Annotated in this window: 15 protein-coding genes and 1 tRNA gene; 7 read left to right on the forward strand and 9 right to left on the reverse strand. The window is 40.7% G+C overall.

All coding sequences use genetic code 11. The features are described from left to right. The first annotated feature begins 1 nt into the window (after position 1). Positions 2–349, forward strand: coding sequence for a thiol-disulfide oxidoreductase DCC family protein (locus tag SKC38_RS11800; RefSeq protein ID WP_377977346.1), 348 nt, complete (start codon positions 2–4; stop codon positions 347–349). Here the strand turns inward: SKC38_RS11800 and SKC38_RS11805 are convergent. Both SKC38_RS11805 and SKC38_RS11810 read right to left on the reverse strand, forming a co-directional pair. Continuing rightward, on the reverse strand, positions 338–1,516 hold the full coding sequence (locus SKC38_RS11805) for a hypothetical protein (protein ID WP_377977347.1): 1,179 nt from the start codon (positions 1,514–1,516) through the stop codon (positions 338–340). The genes SKC38_RS11800 and SKC38_RS11805 overlap by 12 nt on opposite strands. Positions 1,517–1,520: 4 nt before the next feature. After that, positions 1,521–2,612: an SGNH/GDSL hydrolase family protein gene (locus tag SKC38_RS11810; protein WP_377977348.1), complete on the reverse strand. Its 1,092-nt coding sequence runs from the start codon at positions 2,610–2,612 to the stop codon at positions 1,521–1,523. Positions 2,613–2,712: 100 nt separating this feature from the next. On the opposite strand from SKC38_RS11810, the gene fabD reads away from it, so the two are divergent. Both fabD and SKC38_RS11820 read left to right on the forward strand, forming a co-directional pair. Then, on the forward strand, positions 2,713–3,594 hold the full coding sequence (fabD, locus tag SKC38_RS11815; protein WP_377977349.1) for an ACP S-malonyltransferase: 882 nt from the start codon (positions 2,713–2,715) through the stop codon (positions 3,592–3,594). Positions 3,595–3,704: 110 nt separating this feature from the next. Continuing rightward, a tRNA-Gln gene (locus SKC38_RS11820) sits at positions 3,705–3,775 on the forward strand. A 252-nt stretch (positions 3,776–4,027) separates the two neighbouring features. On the opposite strand, the gene SKC38_RS11825 is transcribed toward SKC38_RS11820, so the two are convergent. From SKC38_RS11825 to SKC38_RS11840, 4 genes are all read right to left on the reverse strand, one after another. Next, a complete protein-coding gene (locus tag SKC38_RS11825) occupies positions 4,028–5,419 on the reverse strand; it encodes a hypothetical protein (protein ID WP_377977350.1) in 1,392 nt (463 codons plus the stop codon). A 98-nt stretch (positions 5,420–5,517) separates the two neighbouring features. Continuing rightward, a complete protein-coding gene (locus SKC38_RS11830; protein ID WP_377977351.1) occupies positions 5,518–6,285 on the reverse strand; it encodes a TonB-dependent receptor plug domain-containing protein in 768 nt (255 codons plus the stop codon). Continuing rightward, positions 6,282–7,523, reverse strand: coding sequence for an AGE family epimerase/isomerase (locus SKC38_RS11835; protein ID WP_377977352.1), 1,242 nt, complete (start codon positions 7,521–7,523; stop codon positions 6,282–6,284). The genes SKC38_RS11830 and SKC38_RS11835 overlap by 4 nt, the downstream gene beginning before the upstream one ends. Further along, positions 7,507–8,475, reverse strand: coding sequence for a bifunctional heptose 7-phosphate kinase/heptose 1-phosphate adenyltransferase (locus SKC38_RS11840; protein ID WP_377977353.1), 969 nt, complete (start codon positions 8,473–8,475; stop codon positions 7,507–7,509). Before SKC38_RS11840 ends, SKC38_RS11835 begins: the two co-directional genes overlap by 17 nt. Positions 8,476–8,675: 200 nt before the next feature. On the opposite strand from SKC38_RS11840, the gene glmM reads away from it, so the two are divergent. Then, positions 8,676–10,064, forward strand: a complete 1,389-nt coding sequence (glmM, locus tag SKC38_RS11845) for a phosphoglucosamine mutase (RefSeq protein WP_377977354.1) — start codon at positions 8,676–8,678, stop codon at positions 10,062–10,064. A gap of 7 nt (positions 10,065–10,071) precedes the next feature. Next, positions 10,072–11,220 (forward strand): cysteine desulfurase family protein, encoded by a 1,149-nt coding sequence (locus SKC38_RS11850; protein ID WP_377977355.1) that lies wholly within the window; start codon positions 10,072–10,074, stop codon positions 11,218–11,220. A 78-nt stretch (positions 11,221–11,298) separates the two neighbouring features. On the opposite strand, the gene proS is transcribed toward SKC38_RS11850, so the two are convergent. Beyond that, positions 11,299–12,771 carry a proline--tRNA ligase gene (proS, locus tag SKC38_RS11855; RefSeq protein ID WP_377977356.1) on the reverse strand — a complete coding sequence of 491 codons (1,473 nt, stop codon included), beginning with the start codon at positions 12,769–12,771 and terminating at the stop codon, positions 11,299–11,301. 153 nt (positions 12,772–12,924) lie between these two features. On the opposite strand from proS, the gene SKC38_RS11860 reads away from it, so the two are divergent. Continuing rightward, positions 12,925–13,893 (forward strand): hypothetical protein, encoded by a 969-nt coding sequence (locus SKC38_RS11860; protein ID WP_377977357.1) that lies wholly within the window; start codon positions 12,925–12,927, stop codon positions 13,891–13,893. A 5-nt stretch (positions 13,894–13,898) separates the two neighbouring features. Next, a complete protein-coding gene (locus SKC38_RS11865; protein ID WP_377977358.1) occupies positions 13,899–15,437 on the forward strand; it encodes an OmpP1/FadL family transporter in 1,539 nt (512 codons plus the stop codon). Here SKC38_RS11865 and SKC38_RS11870 read toward each other — a convergent pair. Both SKC38_RS11870 and SKC38_RS11875 read right to left on the reverse strand, forming a co-directional pair. Beyond that, positions 15,434–15,952 (reverse strand): shikimate kinase, encoded by a 519-nt coding sequence (locus SKC38_RS11870; protein WP_377977359.1) that lies wholly within the window; start codon positions 15,950–15,952, stop codon positions 15,434–15,436. The genes SKC38_RS11865 and SKC38_RS11870 overlap by 4 nt on opposite strands. 8 nt (positions 15,953–15,960) lie before the next feature. Beyond that, the gene (locus SKC38_RS11875; RefSeq protein WP_377977360.1) at positions 15,961–17,055 is read right to left on the reverse strand and encodes a BT_3928 family protein; all 1,095 of its coding nucleotides are present in this window, start codon (positions 17,053–17,055) and stop codon (positions 15,961–15,963) included. Positions 17,056–17,060 lie beyond the last annotated feature (5 nt).

Raw genomic sequence — 17,060 nt, forward strand, 5'->3', positions numbered from 1 at the left:
GATGTTGGTAATCATCGATGGAGACTGTTCTTTTTGCCGTTGGGCTTCAAATCTCTTGCGTCGATTATGTAAGCCCGGTTTGGAAATCGTGCCTTTGGAAGGCATTTCGGAAGAAGTTTTAATGCGTTGGTCAACGAATCCTCTTTGGTCTATTGATAGCATCAAAGTTGTTTCAGCAGAAAGGTTATATATCAAATCACAGGCTGTCGCGGAGGTCTTGCGCACTGCACGATGGTATGCGCAGCCATTACGTCTAATCTTTTTATTGCCAGATGCTTTGTTGGACCGAGGTTATGATTGGGTGGCTCGGAATCGTAACAATGGCAATGAATGTAATTTACCCGAATAGATTGACCCATCCCAAAATTGGAATTTGGTATAATTGAAGCAAAAGGGTATATGTAGGTAAAAGTAGATTGCTTAGGCTAATTAGTGCGCAGAATAGACGTAAATTTTTCTTGTCGCTTTCTAATGATGCAGCTAATTGGTAAAAAGCGAGAATGAGTAAGAACCCAAACCCAAGACTTCTTGTCACATCTTCCACGGCCGTGGAAGTTAACAAAATCAAGATAAGTAAGGTAAGATAGGCAAGGTTGACTAATAATTCTTTTGACTTTGTCAGTGTATAGATTGTTACAAAGATCAATATGAAATTTAATTTAAACGCAGAGAATATAGCAAAGGGAACTTTGAATTTGTGAATAAAGGCAAGTCCCAAGGTTACGCCTGCATCATTTCCAACGGGTGTTGAAAGTCCGAAATTTTTGAAAAGTGCTATTCTAATAGCGACATAAATGAAGACAGCGATACAATAATGCCAAAATGAGGCATTGTTCAATATTAATCTAACTAATTGAGTTTTCCAGGTTGTTGTCTCATCTTGTTTTGATGAAAAATAGGATGAAATGAAAATTAGACTCGCTGGAATTATGCTTCGTTCGTCGACGAAAAAAGTAGCTATGAGTATAGGAATTGCAAACCATTTGTTGTTCCAATAAAGCGCCGCTAGAAGTCCTGTGTAAGCGTATGAATCAAAAAAAAATGTATCGTAGTTGAAGGAGTTTCCTACATAAGAAAATAAGAGGGCAAGCGTTCCCCAAAATGCTATAATTTCATCTTTAATAAATTTATTGATTGTTTTTAAAGATAAATAGATGAATAAAGGGAAAAGAATTAAAGCTTGAATGTAAAAAAGTTTTATGGCTTCCAAATGAAAAATTTTGCCAATTAGATACGGAGTAATACGTAAGTCTCGTTTGCTGAAGTGATCCCATTTTTCGGCATTTAGGTAAGGAGTGAATGGGGATTTGATTTTAAGATTTACAAAGTTTTGAACTAATTGGTCATTTATAGACCATTCTCCAGTGATTCGTTTTACTAGAATCTCAGGGAAATAGATAAATGAAAAGCAAATGAAAATAGCGAAAGTAATTTTGTAGATACCCCATTTTGACAGCCAAAGTTTCTGAATGTATTCGTTGAATTGAAGAAAGTAGAAATTTAAATTTGGGGTCATTATGTTACTTAAAGCGCTGTAAAGGTTTGGTTTGAACAAAATGAGCATCTAATAATGCTTCATTCCATTTGATAGCTGCATTTTCTACGCCAGCAAAATTAAAATGTGTTCCGTCGTGTCTATATGTGGGTGCTGTCAAAGATTGTAAATCTGCACCTGTTAGTACATTGGGGATTTCTTCTAAGATTCTTTTTTGGGCAGCGCGAACTTTGATTTCTTTGGGATCATTCGTGCCACGGTTGCATTTTGCCATCCAGAAAACCAAATCAGGTTTATTTAATAGATCGCGGGTTTTTTGAATATACAATTTTGTGCCTTCCACAATATCATTTTCGCTTAAATCGATATCATTTTCCCCATGCATAATGAATACTCCTCTAATACCTGTTTTGGGGAAATCATTTAGGATTCTGTTTTCAAAAAATTTATAAGGATACCGCTGTTTCCAATCAAAAATTGGACTTTCAAAAGGTAATCCCCAGGCAGAGTTACCCCAATGTAAGGAAGTCGTTCCTCCAATTCCCGTGTTGTACATCATGATTGGCACGTTCAAACGTTTCTTAAGTAATTCGGCCATTCGTCCCCAAAAAGCTACTTTACTACCATCGTCCCATTTTATAACTTCGCACCATTGTTTGTCAAAATCTTCCAAATTGTAAGGGTCTTGTCCTTCGGCAAGGGAATGCCCGACGACTGCAAAAACTTCACCCACTTTAAAGTTCCACAACATTAAAGTGTCCTCTGTCACTTGATTGTTGTTTTCGATGATAACTTGTGGATAATAGCCTCCACCTTTCAACGTAAAACTGCCACTGAACTTGTTTCCGCCATCGTTACTTAATGGAAGCCATCCGGTTTCTTGCCCGCCTAAATAATTTTTAAATTTTATTTTAGCTGAGGTAAATGGATTATTTGTGCTTCCTGTGATGAAAACCTCTCCCTCATTTGAGTTATTTCTTTGGACAAATTTTCTACAATTAGGTATATCAAAGGTGACTTTTGTCGAAAGGTCAATAGGTGTAGGGCTAACGCCATTTTGTTCGCATGAACTCAATAAAAACACGAGGCTTACGACTAGTAAAGTCAATCTATTCATTGGTTTCATTTTAATATGGGTTGGTCCAACGACCAACTAGTTGACACTTTGATTATATTTGTCATTCAAAATTTAGTCAAAAATATAAAAAAATAGATAAATGAAAGCATATGTTTTCCCAGGTCAAGGTTCTCAATTTCCAGGAATGGCGAAGGATCTTTATGAAAATTACGCTGCTGCTAAATCCATCGTAGATGAGGCGGACGCTATATTGGGCTTTTCGCTCTCTCAAATTATGTTTGCGGGTACGGAAGAGGAGTTAAAGCAAACACGCGTAACTCAGCCAGCTATTTATTTGCATTCGGTATTAGTCGCGAAATTGGGAAAAGATTTTGCTCCTGCTGTTGTGGCAGGTCATTCATTGGGAGAATTTTCGGCTTTGGTAGCGGCAGGAGGTTTAGCTTGGCAAGATGGTTTACAATTAGTGTATAAGCGTGCGTTGGCCATGCAGAAAGCATGTGAAATTCAGCCGAGTACAATGGCTGCAGTTTTAGGATTGCCGGATGCCACGATTGAAGAAATATGTGCGGCTTATGGACCATCCGTTGTGGCGGCAAATTATAATTGCCCAGGTCAGGTTGTTATCTCGGGTTCGGTAGAAGGTATTGAGGCGGTAGGGGTTCAATTGAAAGAGGCAGGAGCAAAGCGTGTGTTGACATTGCCTGTAGGTGGTGCATTTCATTCACCTTTCATGGAGCCTGCTCGTGTAGAATTAGCAGCGGCGATTGAGGCGACAGAGGTTTTGAAGCCTATTTGTCCTATTGTTCAAAATGTGAATGCCAAAGCTTCGCAAGATCCTGCGGAAATTAAGGCTAATTTAATTGCTCAGTTAACCGGCGCAGTTCGTTGGACGCAGTCGGTCAAAACTATGGTTGCCATGGGTGCGACAGAATTTATTGAATGCGGACCAGGAAAAGTATTGCAAGGATTGGTGAAGAAAATTCACGGAGAAGCTTTAGTAGCTTCAATGGAGCTTGTTTAATTCATTGATAATGAGGAGTTAGATTTTGCGGCCAATAAATATTTCGTTTTTTTTAAAGCGATGTTTGATTTTTTGGGAGCTAGGCCTTACTTTTGCATCACAATTGGTATTGACCTATGGTGTAATGGTAACACACCAGTTTTTGGTTCTGGTTTTCTAGGTTCGAATCCTGGTAGGTCAACAGAATAAAATTAAGAAGCCTTCGATCATTTTTCGAAGGCTTTTTTTATGCTTATTGAATCCATAGCAGCGAATAAATTTCATAGAGGACTGCTACCAATGTGGTTAATCCGATTATTTTCAAAATTAAAATGAGCAGTGCAATCCTTTTAGGAATTGGATTTTTGTTTTCGTTCATAATTGGCTAAATAAGGAGCCCAATTATATTGAAGAAAATAATTTCCTGCGAAGTTTATTGGGTTAATTGCATCGTTCACATATTTACATTTTTTCTCGTGTAAATTGTGACTGCTTCCTGGCTAATAACGTAATTGACAAAACGTTTATCATTTTCAGATTGATGTCTACTGATTGCTTCATGACACCCATAATTACGTTCGAAAAATAGATTGATGGAGGAAATGAATTTGGATCTTGATTGTCTTTGACTTTCTATCGTTTTCCCCTCACATTGCAGGATTTCATTCAGCTTTTCCGTTGTACAGGTATAATTGGATTGATTAGATAAATACGTTAAGAATATTTCCCCTTGTTCAGGTAATTGCTTCCAGGATTTAAGCTCACGTTTTCTCCTATGATTAATCAACAGGTAAATTCCTATGATTAAAATGGCAATAATGATCATTGTGCCATAAAATAAAACGAAGTTCCAATCAATTTCGTTGTACCAAATTTTAGGTGTATAAAAATTTCCAATGATTCTGCTGTTCTTTTTTAATTGATCAAGCGACATAGAATCTAATTTAAATTCGAAGTTGTTCTGATTGTATGTTCGTTGAAAAGAATAGATGTATTGGTCCTTAATGTATAATTGGATTGCCAAATTGAAGAATGAATTATTTTTACCCTGATAACGATAAATTATATTCTCCTTAGGATCAATAAATTCCCCTAAGGTAATTTCAGATGTAAAGAAATAGGGAGGTATCCATTGGCTTGAGAACTTATTGAAATTATGCATTTTGGGATCTGTAAAATCTACATAACCTAATTCAGTCCAATTGTTTCCTTTGAAGTTAAAGGCATAATATGGGTATTTAAGATTGTTGTTTTCTAAATAAAGGAGCGGAAATTCTAAACAATAAATTTGATCGTCAGTAGGCGAATATCCACCAAATTGAGATGAAATACCCTTGGGGCCTTTTTCATTAATACTACCATAAATGTCCCATTCGTTTAAAGGCTTGTGAAAATAAGTGGAGATATTGTGAATTCTCCAGAACCCATGGCCTCCCAAACTTATTAATGTATCTCGTCGAATAAATTGTATTGCACCAAAGTTGTATCCCCGATAATACGTTTTGTCAATTCTTGATAAAAGGCAGTTTTTTGTGTCAAATTCATAGGTTTGTCCCGTTCCTTGTATGGTTATAAGGAATTTATTTGCAGAAAATTGAAAGAATTTAGCGACGAAATCCGGAGGTAAGTCTTCTTTTTTGACATTATTAAACGTGATGGTTCGTGATTCCTGCTGGCCAACCGAAGGGAACTCAAAACATTGATTCGATTTTAAGTCTAATTTGAATAGTTTATTTTGTTTAGTGTCTACTAAATTGATTTGTTGATATCCATCCAGTGTCTGACCTTGACTGAAATTTAGTAGTAAACTAAAAAATACAAATTGTATGATGGACCGTTTAGTCATGGGGTTTAGAACAACTTAGAACACAAATTTATCAATTGACCGATGCTTGTAGGAAAATCGTAACCGAAAAATAAGTTAATTAAGTGAATCACCTAATTTTATTTGTGGTTTCGCAGGAATTCAATTGCCTCTTTAACTTGATTCTTCGATATGGCAGATTTGCGATTAATATCCCAATGCCAGATAGTTAAAGGAAGCAAGATGTTTTTGGGGATTTTATTTACATTCTCCGCGTTACGTAATGTACTAATTACAATCACTCCATTCGCCCCTCGCACCCCATACAGGGCAGTTTGTGATGGATCTTTTAGTACTTGGACACTTGCAATATCATTGGGATTGATTGAATTAATATTGCCTTGCAGTGCAACTCCGTCTACCACATATAATGGGCTATTGGCATTAATGGAGCCAATTCCTCGTATGCGTACCATGGCACCACCGCCAGGGGAATTATCATTACCAACAGTTACACCGGAAGCCTGACCTTGTAATTTTTGAGCGACGGAAGAAACGTTCGTTTGATTTAGTTTTTGGGCATCAATTGTTTGACTCAAAGCGTTCCGATCCTCATTGCGAGCTTCAAATGGATAAATTTGTAAGCCAATACCTCTTTGGCCTGCAGCATTTTTCCCTTTGATGATTTTTACCTCAGCGATTTGTCGTAAATCAATGGCACTTGTATCCCGAAATTCAAGCGGATTTTTTTCGTCCGCGGCCTCAAACCAATATACCCATAAGGTATCTCGCTTAATTTCAATTCGTTGATTCTGATTAGAAAAATAGCGTAAAAATAGGACGGAAGGGTCTTGTGTCTGGGCCCAACTGTGAAAAGAAATCAAGAGTAAAAGACCTAATTTTTTCATACGTTGAATTCGCCTAGTTTCTCATAAGAGAGAATCATCGAACGAACATTATGGTAGTTAATTTTCCAATTATGCGCCATGTGTCGCCAAATGGGTTCGCCCTCGCGGGTCATTAGCGGCCACCATTCGCCCGTATTGCGGTTGATCATCTTATCGAAGACAAAGCGATGCACCTGTTTATGGGCCTCCAGGAAGCGTTCATCTTTTGTTAATTTATAGGCATCTAGCATCCCAATCAATATTTCAGCTTGTTGCCAAAATTCTTTCTCAAGATCCGTCGCTTCACCCGTATGTGATCCCTCCACAAAGACACCCCCATGTTCCCAGTCGATGCCATGATCTAGCGCATGATAAAACGCTTTTTCTAAATTAGGGCGGTATTTTTCGAGGTCAAATCCGCCGATTTTGATGGCATGCATCAGGAGCCAACCGAATTCTGCATTGTGTCCGTAGGAGGTATTGTCGGTCGAAGAGGCTTTTTGGCCCCCATCTGCAAAACGATCCCAACCCCAGACCACGTCGAATTTGATTTGAGGGGCGACCGACCAATCTGCCCAAAACTGTGGGATACCCGTTCCTGTGACGGGGTGCATGATTTTATGGATGAGAATTTCGATGACTTCTTCCAACTTCCGACGATGTAATTCCTTTCCACTTGCTTCATAAAGCGTCGTGAAGGCTTCCATCAAATGCATGTGGACGTCGAGTGTCTTGCGATCTCCGCCGGGAGAACCTGGTCCCATCAGTGACCAATCTTCGGCGAAAAATTCCCAATATCCTCCGTGAAATGTATCAACGGCATGTTTTTGCAAGAGGTCGAAAACCTTTTCCGCATATGCAAGGCCGATGGGATCGCCCGAGGCGAGGGTATATTCGCTTAAACTGTAAATGGCAAAGGAATGTCCGTAGCCGATTTTTTGTTTGTTCAAGGGATTACCTGCACGGTCAACCATCCAATAAAATCCGCCATGTTCAACATCCCACATGTGGTCTAATAAGAATTTGACACCGTTTTTAGCCATTTCAAGCATGATGGGCCCTCCAAATCCGTGGCGATATGCCTGCGAATAAGTAAAGATGGAACGGGTTTGCGCGATGAGTGATTTCTCGTCATCTCCGGCATCGTTCCCGAATTCATCGAAATGCGTGATGAATCCTCCATGCTTTGGGTCTATCGTCCGTTTAATCCAAAAAGGTAATAGCTCGTTTTCGGTATAGTCTTTAATTTCTTGTTGCATGGTTTGTGTGGATTATTTCTTGTGGATTTGCACTGCCGGTTTCACCTATTTTGTGAATGGAAACATGGACAGCTAAACTGGCGAATTGGCAGGATTCTGGAATGCTAGCACCTGCTGCTCGGGCAGCACTGAATGCCGCGACGACCATGTCTCCGGCTCCTACCGTATCGATGGGGCCATGTTTGGGAATAGCTTTCTCCCAATGAAATTCTGTGGGGGATGCATAGATCATGCCTTGCTCACCTAATGTTACAAGTACGGGTTTTTGCCTTGTTGAAACCCATTGTTTGATTGCCTCTTCCCAATCGTTCGTCTTGCCAATAATCTTCGTTAATTCGGTTTCATTAACTTTTAAGAGTGTTTGTGTCGCATATTTTCCGAGACTTCGCAAGTCGGCAATGGAAGCATCTCCCACGAATTTTTGGAGGTATTCCAACGTCGCCTGATTCAGCAATGGAATTTGAAATTGCTCATTGATGACAATCCAGTCGTATTTACTAGCATGGATGGTCATTTCGTGTATGACATCAATCGAAAATTCCTGAAACCGATCATTGCGTGTGCCAAAATCTAGTCGGCCTTGTTCGATGCCCCCTTCCATAGGTTTGCTATAGGTAGGTGTCTCGATTCCGTTTTTTACACGGATTTGCTCGGTATTAATCTGGAGTTGATGTGCTAAATGTTCCATTTCTCTTCCAAAAACATCGTTCCCCCGTATGCCAAAGGCGTCCACTTGAACGCCCAAACAAGCCAGATTTTTGGCTACATTTCCTGCGCCGCCTAGATAAGTTTTGGTTTGCGAGGCATGTTGGACTGTTTTCCCCGTTTCTACAGATGTTTCATCGGATTGAGCGGCCAATTCAAAATAGAAATCCAACGCAAAGTCGCCAATGACCGCAATGCGGAGTGAGCTGATTTTAGCCAATAGGGCTTCTAATCGCTGGGAATTCATATTGATAGGTTTAATTGCTGAAATGTACAAAAAAAATGAGTTTAGGCAAATAGGATCTTTCCGCTCTGTTAGCTTTTGTCTCAGCTTTGGCAATCCTTTGAGGTTTGCCAAAGCTACGCCGTTCGAATAAAAATTGGACTTGAGAAACTGATAATTTCTCCTTAATTTTAATCTTCTATTTACCCTAAATTTATTCCGTTTTGGCATTAATTAAATCTATTTCTGGCATTCGTGGAACCATCGGTGGGAAACCTGGCGATGGATTAAGTCCCATTGATGTGGTGACTTTCGCTGCAGCCTATGGTGCTTGGTTGAAAAGCACGAATCCAACTTCCAATCAAATCGTTATCGGTCGAGATGCGCGAATTTCAGGATTGATGGTTTCATCTTTGGTTTCAAATACTTTAATCGGCCTGGGATGGAATGTGTTGGATATAGGTCTTTCAACTACCCCAACCGTAGAATTAGCGGTGCCCTGGACGAAATCTGCCGGTGGAATTATTATCACGGCAAGCCATAATCCAGCACAATGGAATGCGTTGAAACTGTTGAATTCGGAGGGGGAGTTTATCTCCGACGAAGATGGAAAGGCATTACTTCGTTTGGCAGAAAATCTCGATTTTAATTTTGTCGAGGTAACGGAATTAGGAAAGGTTACGGAAGATGTGAGTTTCCTTCAACAACACATCGATCACGTGTTGGGTTTACGTTGGGTAGACCAAAAGGCAATTCAAGCGAAAAATTTCAAAGTACTCGTTGATGCGGTTAATTCCACGGGAGGAACCGTTGTTCCACAATTGCTAAACGCTTTAGGTGTTCAGCATGTAGATGTGATTTTTGGTGAGCCTAATGGACATTTTGGTCACAATCCAGAACCATTGCCGGAAAATTTAACGGCGATGATCGCAGAAATGAAGACGGGAAAATATGATCTGGGCATTGTAGTGGATCCGGATGTGGACCGCTTATGCTTTATTTCGGAAGATGGTACGCCGTTTGGTGAAGAATATACCTTGGTAGCCATTGCGGATTATATTTTAGCCAAAGAAAAGGGTAATACCGTTTCTAATTTATCTTCTACGCGTGCGCTAGCCGATGTGACGAATCTACATGGCGGAACGTATTTTGCTGCCGCTGTAGGTGAAGTGAATGTGGTAACCAAAATGAAAGCTGAAAGAGCGATCATTGGTGGCGAAGGAAACGGAGGCGTTATTTTCCCTGAATCGCATTATGGTCGGGATGCCTTAGTGGGTATCGGATTGTTTTTGACGCATTTGGCCTGTAAAAATAAATCAGTAAGTGCCCTTCGTGCTGAATATCCGGCATACATTATGTCGAAAAATAAGATAGAATTATCTGCAGATTTAAATGTGGATTTAATTTTAGCGACGGTGGCGGAACAATTTAAAGATGAACGTGTCAATACCATTGACGGTGTGAAAATTGATTTCGCAGATCGTTGGGTACATTTGCGTAAATCCAATACGGAACCTATTATTCGAATTTACTCTGAAGCACCTACGGAAGCGGAGGCGAATGGATTAGCCCAACAAATCATGCAAGTAATCGAAACGATTGCAGGCAAATAAGTATAACATGACATCAACAACGAAAACACCTATTTACCTCGATAACGCGGCGACCACTCCGGTGGATCCGGCGGTTTGGCAGGAAATGCAACCCTTATTTGAGCATTTTACGGCGAATCCTTCGTCGATACATTCACATGGCCGACAAGCCAAAGTGATTGTAGAGAAAGCGCGGAAGGCTGTTGCTACTTTATTGAACGCTTCACCTGCAGAAATCTTCTTTACATCAGGAGGAACTGAGACAGATAATACGGTGATTCAGTCGGCGGTTTTATACGGCGGCGTGAAAAACATCATCACATCACCTTTGGAACATCATGCGGTTTTGCATACAGCGGAGGCATGGGAGAAATTGGGGATGGCGAAGGTTCATTTGGTTCAAATCAATTCCGAAGGTGATATTGATTTGGCGCATTTGGAAACTTTATTAGCTGAAAATCCGAATGCCCTTGTGTCCTTGATGCATGGGAATAATGAAATTGGAAATCTATTGGATTTGCAGGCGGTGGGGGCTTTGTGCCAACAGTACAACGCCACTTTCCATTCGGATACGGTGCAAACCATGGGTCATTTTACGCATGATGTTCAGGCTTTACCGGTGGATTTCTTGGTAGGAGCTGCTCATAAATTCCATGGTCCTAAAGGGATTGGGTTTTTATATGCGCGTGCTGGGGCGAAATTTCATCCTTTGATGCATGGCGGAGCGCAAGAGCGGAACCAGCGGGGAGGAACGGAAAATGTGTATGGGATGGTTGGTTTGGCCAAAGCGTTAAGCATGGCTTATGAGCACATGGATGAACATATGGCGCATATCAAATCCGTGAAGTCCTATTTTATCGAAGGTTTAGAAAAACGCTTTCCGGGCATTCAGTTTAACGGTCGGTCGGGTGAAGTGGACAACAGCCTCTACACAGTTTTAAACGTTCGCTTCCCGAGTGTTGCGGATGGTGATATGCTCTTGTTTCAATTGGATATTGAGAAAATTTCCGCTTCAGGTGGAAGTGCATGTTCAAGTGGTACTTCGGTTGGGTCCCATGTGCTTTCGGCCCTGAATCCGACGGCGACGGGTGCAGCAATTCGTTTTTCTTTTTCGAAGAATAATACGAAGGAGGAGATTGATCGGGTGCTAGAGGTGCTGGAACGTTTAGTGAAATAGTGTTTGAATATTCCCCAGACTGAAGTCTGGGGTTTCTAAAATCGTTCATTAACCCCAGACTTTAGTCTGGGGAGTAGTCTAGTAAGCTCTCGCAAACAACACCCGCTTGTTCGAAGGATTGCCAGTTAGAATACATTTGCCGGCCTCTTCTTTTGCATCCAAAGGAATGCAACGAATCGTGGCTTTGGTTAATTCTTTGATTTTCTCTTCTGTTTCAGAACTGCCATCCCAGTGTGCTGAGATGAAACCGCCTTCTTCCAATTTTGCATTGAATTCGTCCCAAGTATTCACCACATGGGTTTTCTCTGTGCGGAATGCTAACGCTTTGGCATAAATTTTGGATTGAATATCTTCCAAGGTATCTACAACTACTTGCTCAATTCCTTCGAATGCCATGCTCGTTTTTTCACGAGTATCACGGCGCGCTAATTCGATCGTGCCATTTTCCATGTCCCGATTTCCAATCGCCAAACGTACGGGAACTCCCTTCAATTCGTATTCCGCAAATTTAAAGCCAGGGCTTTGGTTTTCTGAAGTATCAAACTTCACTGAAACCCCACGTTTGCGCAATGCTTTCACCAAAGGATTTACTTTTTCGATGATAGCATTCAATTGCTCTTCGCCTTTGTAAATAGGCACAATAACCACTTGAATTGGGGCTAATTTAGGAGGTAATACCAACCCTTGGTCATCCGAATGAGCCATAATTAAGGCTCCCATCAAACGCGTTGAAACGCCCCAAGAAGTTCCCCAAACATAATCCAATTGATTTTCCTTGCTCAAGAATTTGACATCAAATGCTTTGGCAAAGTTTTGACCTAAAAAATGAGATGTTCCCGCTTGTAACGCCTTTCCATCTTGCATCAAAGCTTCGATACAATAGGTTTCATCTGCACCTGCAAAACGCTCATTGGCTGTTTTAATACCTTTCACAACTGGCATGGCCATGAAGTTCTCAGCGAAATCCGCATATACTTCTAGCATTTGTTCGGTCTCCTCGATTGCCTCCTTTTTCGTTGCGTGCGCCGTATGGCCCTCTTGCCACAGGAATTCTGCTGTACGTAGGAATAAACGAGTACGCATTTCCCAACGAACCACGTTTGCCCATTGATTGATCAATAAAGGTAAGTCGCGATAGGACTGAATCCAGTTTTTGTAGGTCGACCAAATCACCGTTTCAGAAGTTGGTCTTACGATTAATTCTTCTTCTAATTTTGCCTCAGGATCAACGATAACACCCCCACCATTCGGGTCGTTCTTTAAGCGATAATGCGTAACAACCGCACATTCTTTGGCAAATCCTTCTACGTGAGAAGCCTCTTTGGAAAGGAATGATTTTGGAATGAATAAGGGGAAATAGGCATTTGTGTGGCCTGTTTCCTTGAACATATCATCCAAAGCACGTTGCATTTTTTCCCAAATGGAATAGCCATAGGGTTTGATAATCATGCAGCCTCGAACAGCTGAATTCTCAGCTAAATCAGCTCTTTTGACTAATTCATTATACCATTCAGAATAGTTGTCGGCACGTGACGGTAAGGATTTACTCATATATTTTTTGGGAATCGTACTAGGTGGGTTTTTATTTCGTTAATTTGTAGGTAATTGATTTGAAACTTTTTGTAGGCTTCAAAGGTTAAATTTACGAATTAAACCATGAACTTAAAAATTGAAACGAATCACAGATCCTAATCCATTGAATTTATGAAAAATATAGGGATTGCCTCGGTATTGATTGCGATGATTGCACTATTAAATGCATGTTCGGTTTCACAAACAGCATTTGTTTCGGATGATCTTTATGATAGTTACCAAAGGCCTGCTGCGGTAGTAGCTAAGCAAAAGAAAGCTTCCTATTTGAATTTCGAAGATGATGCGCAGGTAATTCAAGAGGAAGAAGCTACGGTCATTCAAGAGGATGCGGATGTTAATTATTTGAATTCGAGAGCAGTATACCAGCAAGGCTTTAATTCAGGATTCAATCAAGGCTTATTTACGGCAAATCCATGGAATAATTGGTATTCCAATCCATACATCAATTTTGGTATAGGATTCTCAAATCGCTGGTATTCACCTTTACAAGCTTGGCGTTTAAATGACCCTTTTTATTCGGGATTCTCGATGGGGACTAATTTCGGATATTATGGGGGAATGGGCTACGGCTTTAATTCCTTTGGGTTTTCGAGTCCATATGGGTATTATGACCCATTTTACGGGTATGTGGGCCCTGGTATGATGTTTGGATATGGCCCTGCGTATAATTACTATCATGGTTTTGGCCAAAATTATTACGGTGGGAACAATTATCAACCGAATGTGGGAAATGCACAAGAACCTGCTCCTCGTTATATTCGTGGACCGCGGGATGGAGGTTCAAGCAACCGATATGGGGGAGAGAATTATTCCAATTCACCGCGAGGAGGAAATAATACATATAATTCTCAAGGAACAAACCAACCTCGTGTGAATTCAAATGCGGGTTATAACAATTCACCCGTTCAAGCGGCACCGCGGAGAAATTCAAATGTTGAATACAGACCGAGTGCACCGCAGCAAAATTATGGTCAAAATAGAACGGAATCTTACAGTTCTCCTTCATCGAATTACTCCGGTGGTGGATATAGCGGCGGGGGAGGTTCTTCCAATGGTGGTTCTTCACGTGGTCCAAGATAATTTCTATGAAGCATATACATAAAATCTTCACGCTTATTTTGATAAGCTACTTTGCTAACGCGCAAGTATACACCTATCCGATGTTGGCCAAACAGTTTTCAACTTCCTATGTGACGGGCTCAGCGCGGATGCAAGGAATGGGTGGAAGTCAAAGTGTTTTGGGGGCGGACCTAAGTTCAATTGCAGGTAATGCTGCCGGATTAGGATTCTATTCGCGATCTGAAATCGGCTTAAATTTTGCCGTGAATGCAGCTTCCACGAGTGCTGATTATTTGAGCCAGTCGACAAACAATACGAATAATCTATTTCATATGCCCAATTTTGGTATTGTGATTTCAGGGGATTATTTGTCCAGCTCATCTTGGAGAGGTGCATTTGGCATTGGTTATTCGCGCCAAGTAGTTTTGACGCAGCCTTTGACGATCGAAGGAACGAATAACCGCAGTTCTTATTTAGATAATTTAATTCAAAAAGCAGGGGATAAGGGTGCCACGGGTGCGACCTTGGATGATGAATATGATCCTTATTATAATACCGCAGATAGTCCTGAAGCGGCTGCTTATCAAGCCTATTTGATCAACCCCAATTCCACGACAGGTGGAGCACCTTTTGAACGCTATTTACCCCATTTACCCACAAAGCAATTTGGCTATGGGACGAATTCTGGCTCAGTTTCACAATGGGATATTAGTTATGGAGCTGCTTATCAGGATCGATTATACATTGGCTTAGGTGTACATTTTTCTAAATTGAACACGACCCATTCACAACGCTGGGATGAGAGTTTTCCAGGTAATAATTATGTGGCAGGTTTCAGTATGGAAGAGCAATTGATTACAACGGGTTCAGGAATTTCTGCATCCCTCGGTGTTATCTATAAGTTGAAGCCTAATCTGCGCGTTGCCTTGAATGTACAATCGCCTACCTATTATGATCAAATGAATGAGCAACTGACAGGTTTAATGACACCGCAGGTTTCAGCGATTCCTGTTTCAGGTGGGATTATTAAGAAAGTAAAGCCCGTGAAATTAACTCCGAATGAATTTACTTACCAAATGGTAACGCCATTTCGTATTTCGGGAGGAATGGCCTATTTCTTTGGGAAAAGAGGCTTGATTAGTGCCGATTTAGAATTGTTGAACTATTCCGGCATGTCGGTTTCTTCCGCGGAGTTAGGACCTTATGCCAACCAACAGTTCAAAGACAAGTACAACAGTCAGATTTCCAAAAACTATCAATCGGTCGTGAACATGAAAGTGGGAGCAGAATTCCGGGTTTCGAGTGCTTGGACATTACGTGGCGGCGCTGCGCTTTACGGTAGTGGTTTTTCTAGTACCTATGATTCGATTGATCGAAATCAATTTCAGGTTTCGGGAGGTTTAGGTTACCGAAGTGCAGCATACTATGTGGATTTTGCTGTTGTCCAACGAACAGGTAAGGATGCTTATACACCTTATGCATTAAAAAATGCGGCCGATTATGCATCAGCCGCATTGAAATTGACAAATACGCAATTCACCCTAGGGGGTGGAATATTCTTCTAAACGGGAAGGTATTGGTCTAATAACCAAAGTAATTGGCTGACCGTAATTTCGCCATCCACTTGGATGTCGGCCTTTTGGTAATAAGATAAACGCTCCTCAAAAGTCTTTTTGATCGAGGCAATCACTACTTCTTCGCTTTGGCTTTTATCTAGTAAAGGACGGTTATTTCCTTGTGCTTTGTATAAGCGTTTTGCCAAATCATTCACATCCACATTCAAGAAAATGCTGACACCGTTTTCTTTGATGAAATCCATGTTATCATTGAAGCATGGAATGCCACCACCTGTTGCAATCACCATCGACTGATTCGGTTGGAAGCTTCGCAATGTTTTCTTTTCTATTTCACGAAAATGTGCTTCTCCATAGTTTGAAAAAATCTCTGAAACGGTTTTTTGCTCACGCGTTTCAATCAATTTATCCATATCTGTAAAGCTATACCCTAAATTTCTTGCTAATTCTTTCCCTAATGTACTCTTTCCTGATGAGGGCATTCCAACTAAATAGATATTCTTCATTCTTGCACTTATTGTTTTAAACGTTGTTGAATTTCATCCGCGTCTGGGAGGCGATAGGCCGACCATTTTCCTTTGACGGTTCCTTGGCTAATAAGCCAAAGTCCAGGACTTGAGCGGATGATGGTTTTTAATACTTTGGTGTCCGCCGATAAGGCCGGAAATGCTAATTGGTATTCATGACGCAAAGCATTCACATCCTCATCGGAAGATGCACTGACTAACCACATGGGAACCTTAATTGTTTTCGCTAATTGACTGATGCTTTCAAATGCGGCTAAACGAGTGTGGTTAACATTGGGTACGATGACCAACAAATGATCCCCCTGGAATATTTTTTGCGTATAATCCGTCGTATCGCCGTCAATCCATAAACGGTAGTCGGTGATTAAAGGCCGTGCTTCTTTTTCGTTGATTGCCTGCATGGAAATGAACTCAGCCTTCGGATCTGTAGGCATCTCTGTTAATTCGACCTCTTTGCCATTGATTTTGTAGACATAACTGAATTTTAAATCCTCACGATTCTTCATATTCGAAGGAATATGTTGGCCTACGGCATAGGGCAATCCATCTTGAATTGGGAGGTAGAAATAGCAATAGATTCCCAGTCCAACACTAATTAGTGCGGATGCAATTACCCATTTTCCTGTTGGTCTACTTTGCTTGATTTTGTCTGTCAAGAATAAGCTCAAGGTCAAAACAAGTAAGAAAATGTCTTTTCCAAAAGATGTCCAAGGTGTCAATTTAATTGCCTCCCCGAAGCAGCCACAATCGGTAACTTTATTGAAATAGGCTGAATAAAACGTTAGAAAGCTAAAGAAAATGAGGATGCCTACGAAGAAGTAAAGTGTCCTTTTCGTTTTGTAGTTAAATGCCAATGCGATAGCTAAAACAATTTCAGCGCTACTTAATCCGATGGAAAATAGTAGGGCTTGCGGGATGAGTAATTTCCAGAAACCAGCCATCCAAGGAAAATCCACGGAGAAAACTTCGAAGTATTCTTCGAGTTTCAATTGTGTACCGATAGGATCGTTGAGTTTGATAAGTCCAGAGAATAAAAATATCCCGACCAATACAAACGTGGCTATGTTGCGATATTGCTTCATCCGAT

It is taken from the genome of Aquirufa echingensis (assembly GCF_042714525.1).
Classification (GTDB): Bacteria; Bacteroidota; Bacteroidia; order Cytophagales; family Spirosomataceae; genus Aquirufa; species Aquirufa echingensis.

Bases quoted from the DNA above. Each gene is read 5' to 3' on its own strand.
- SKC38_RS11805 (WP_377977347.1), bottom strand. From the start codon at position 1,516: ATGACCCCAAATTTAAATTTCTACTTTCTTCAATTCAACGAATACATT.
- fabD (WP_377977349.1), top strand. From the start codon at position 2,713: ATGAAAGCATATGTTTTCCCAGGTCAAGGTTCTCAATTTCCAGGAATG.
- SKC38_RS11850 (WP_377977355.1), top strand. From the start codon at position 10,072: ATGACATCAACAACGAAAACACCTATTTACCTCGATAACGCGGCGACC.
- SKC38_RS11865 (WP_377977358.1), top strand. From the start codon at position 13,899: ATGAAGCATATACATAAAATCTTCACGCTTATTTTGATAAGCTACTTT.
- SKC38_RS11875 (WP_377977360.1), bottom strand. From the start codon at position 17,055: ATGAAGCAATATCGCAACATAGCCACGTTTGTATTGGTCGGGATATTT.
- SKC38_RS11825 (WP_377977350.1), bottom strand. From the start codon at position 5,419: ATGACTAAACGGTCCATCATACAATTTGTATTTTTTAGTTTACTACTA.
- SKC38_RS11830 (WP_377977351.1), bottom strand. From the start codon at position 6,285: ATGAAAAAATTAGGTCTTTTACTCTTGATTTCTTTTCACAGTTGGGCC.
- SKC38_RS11835 (WP_377977352.1), bottom strand. From the start codon at position 7,523: ATGCAACAAGAAATTAAAGACTATACCGAAAACGAGCTATTACCTTTT.
- SKC38_RS11840 (WP_377977353.1), bottom strand. From the start codon at position 8,475: ATGAATTCCCAGCGATTAGAAGCCCTATTGGCTAAAATCAGCTCACTC.
- SKC38_RS11800 (WP_377977346.1), top strand. From the start codon at position 2: ATGTTGGTAATCATCGATGGAGACTGTTCTTTTTGCCGTTGGGCTTCA.
- SKC38_RS11810 (WP_377977348.1), bottom strand. From the start codon at position 2,612: ATGAATAGATTGACTTTACTAGTCGTAAGCCTCGTGTTTTTATTGAGT.
- SKC38_RS11860 (WP_377977357.1), top strand. From the start codon at position 12,925: ATGAAAAATATAGGGATTGCCTCGGTATTGATTGCGATGATTGCACTA.
- SKC38_RS11870 (WP_377977359.1), bottom strand. From the start codon at position 15,952: ATGAAGAATATCTATTTAGTTGGAATGCCCTCATCAGGAAAGAGTACA.
- proS (WP_377977356.1), bottom strand. From the start codon at position 12,771: ATGAGTAAATCCTTACCGTCACGTGCCGACAACTATTCTGAATGGTAT.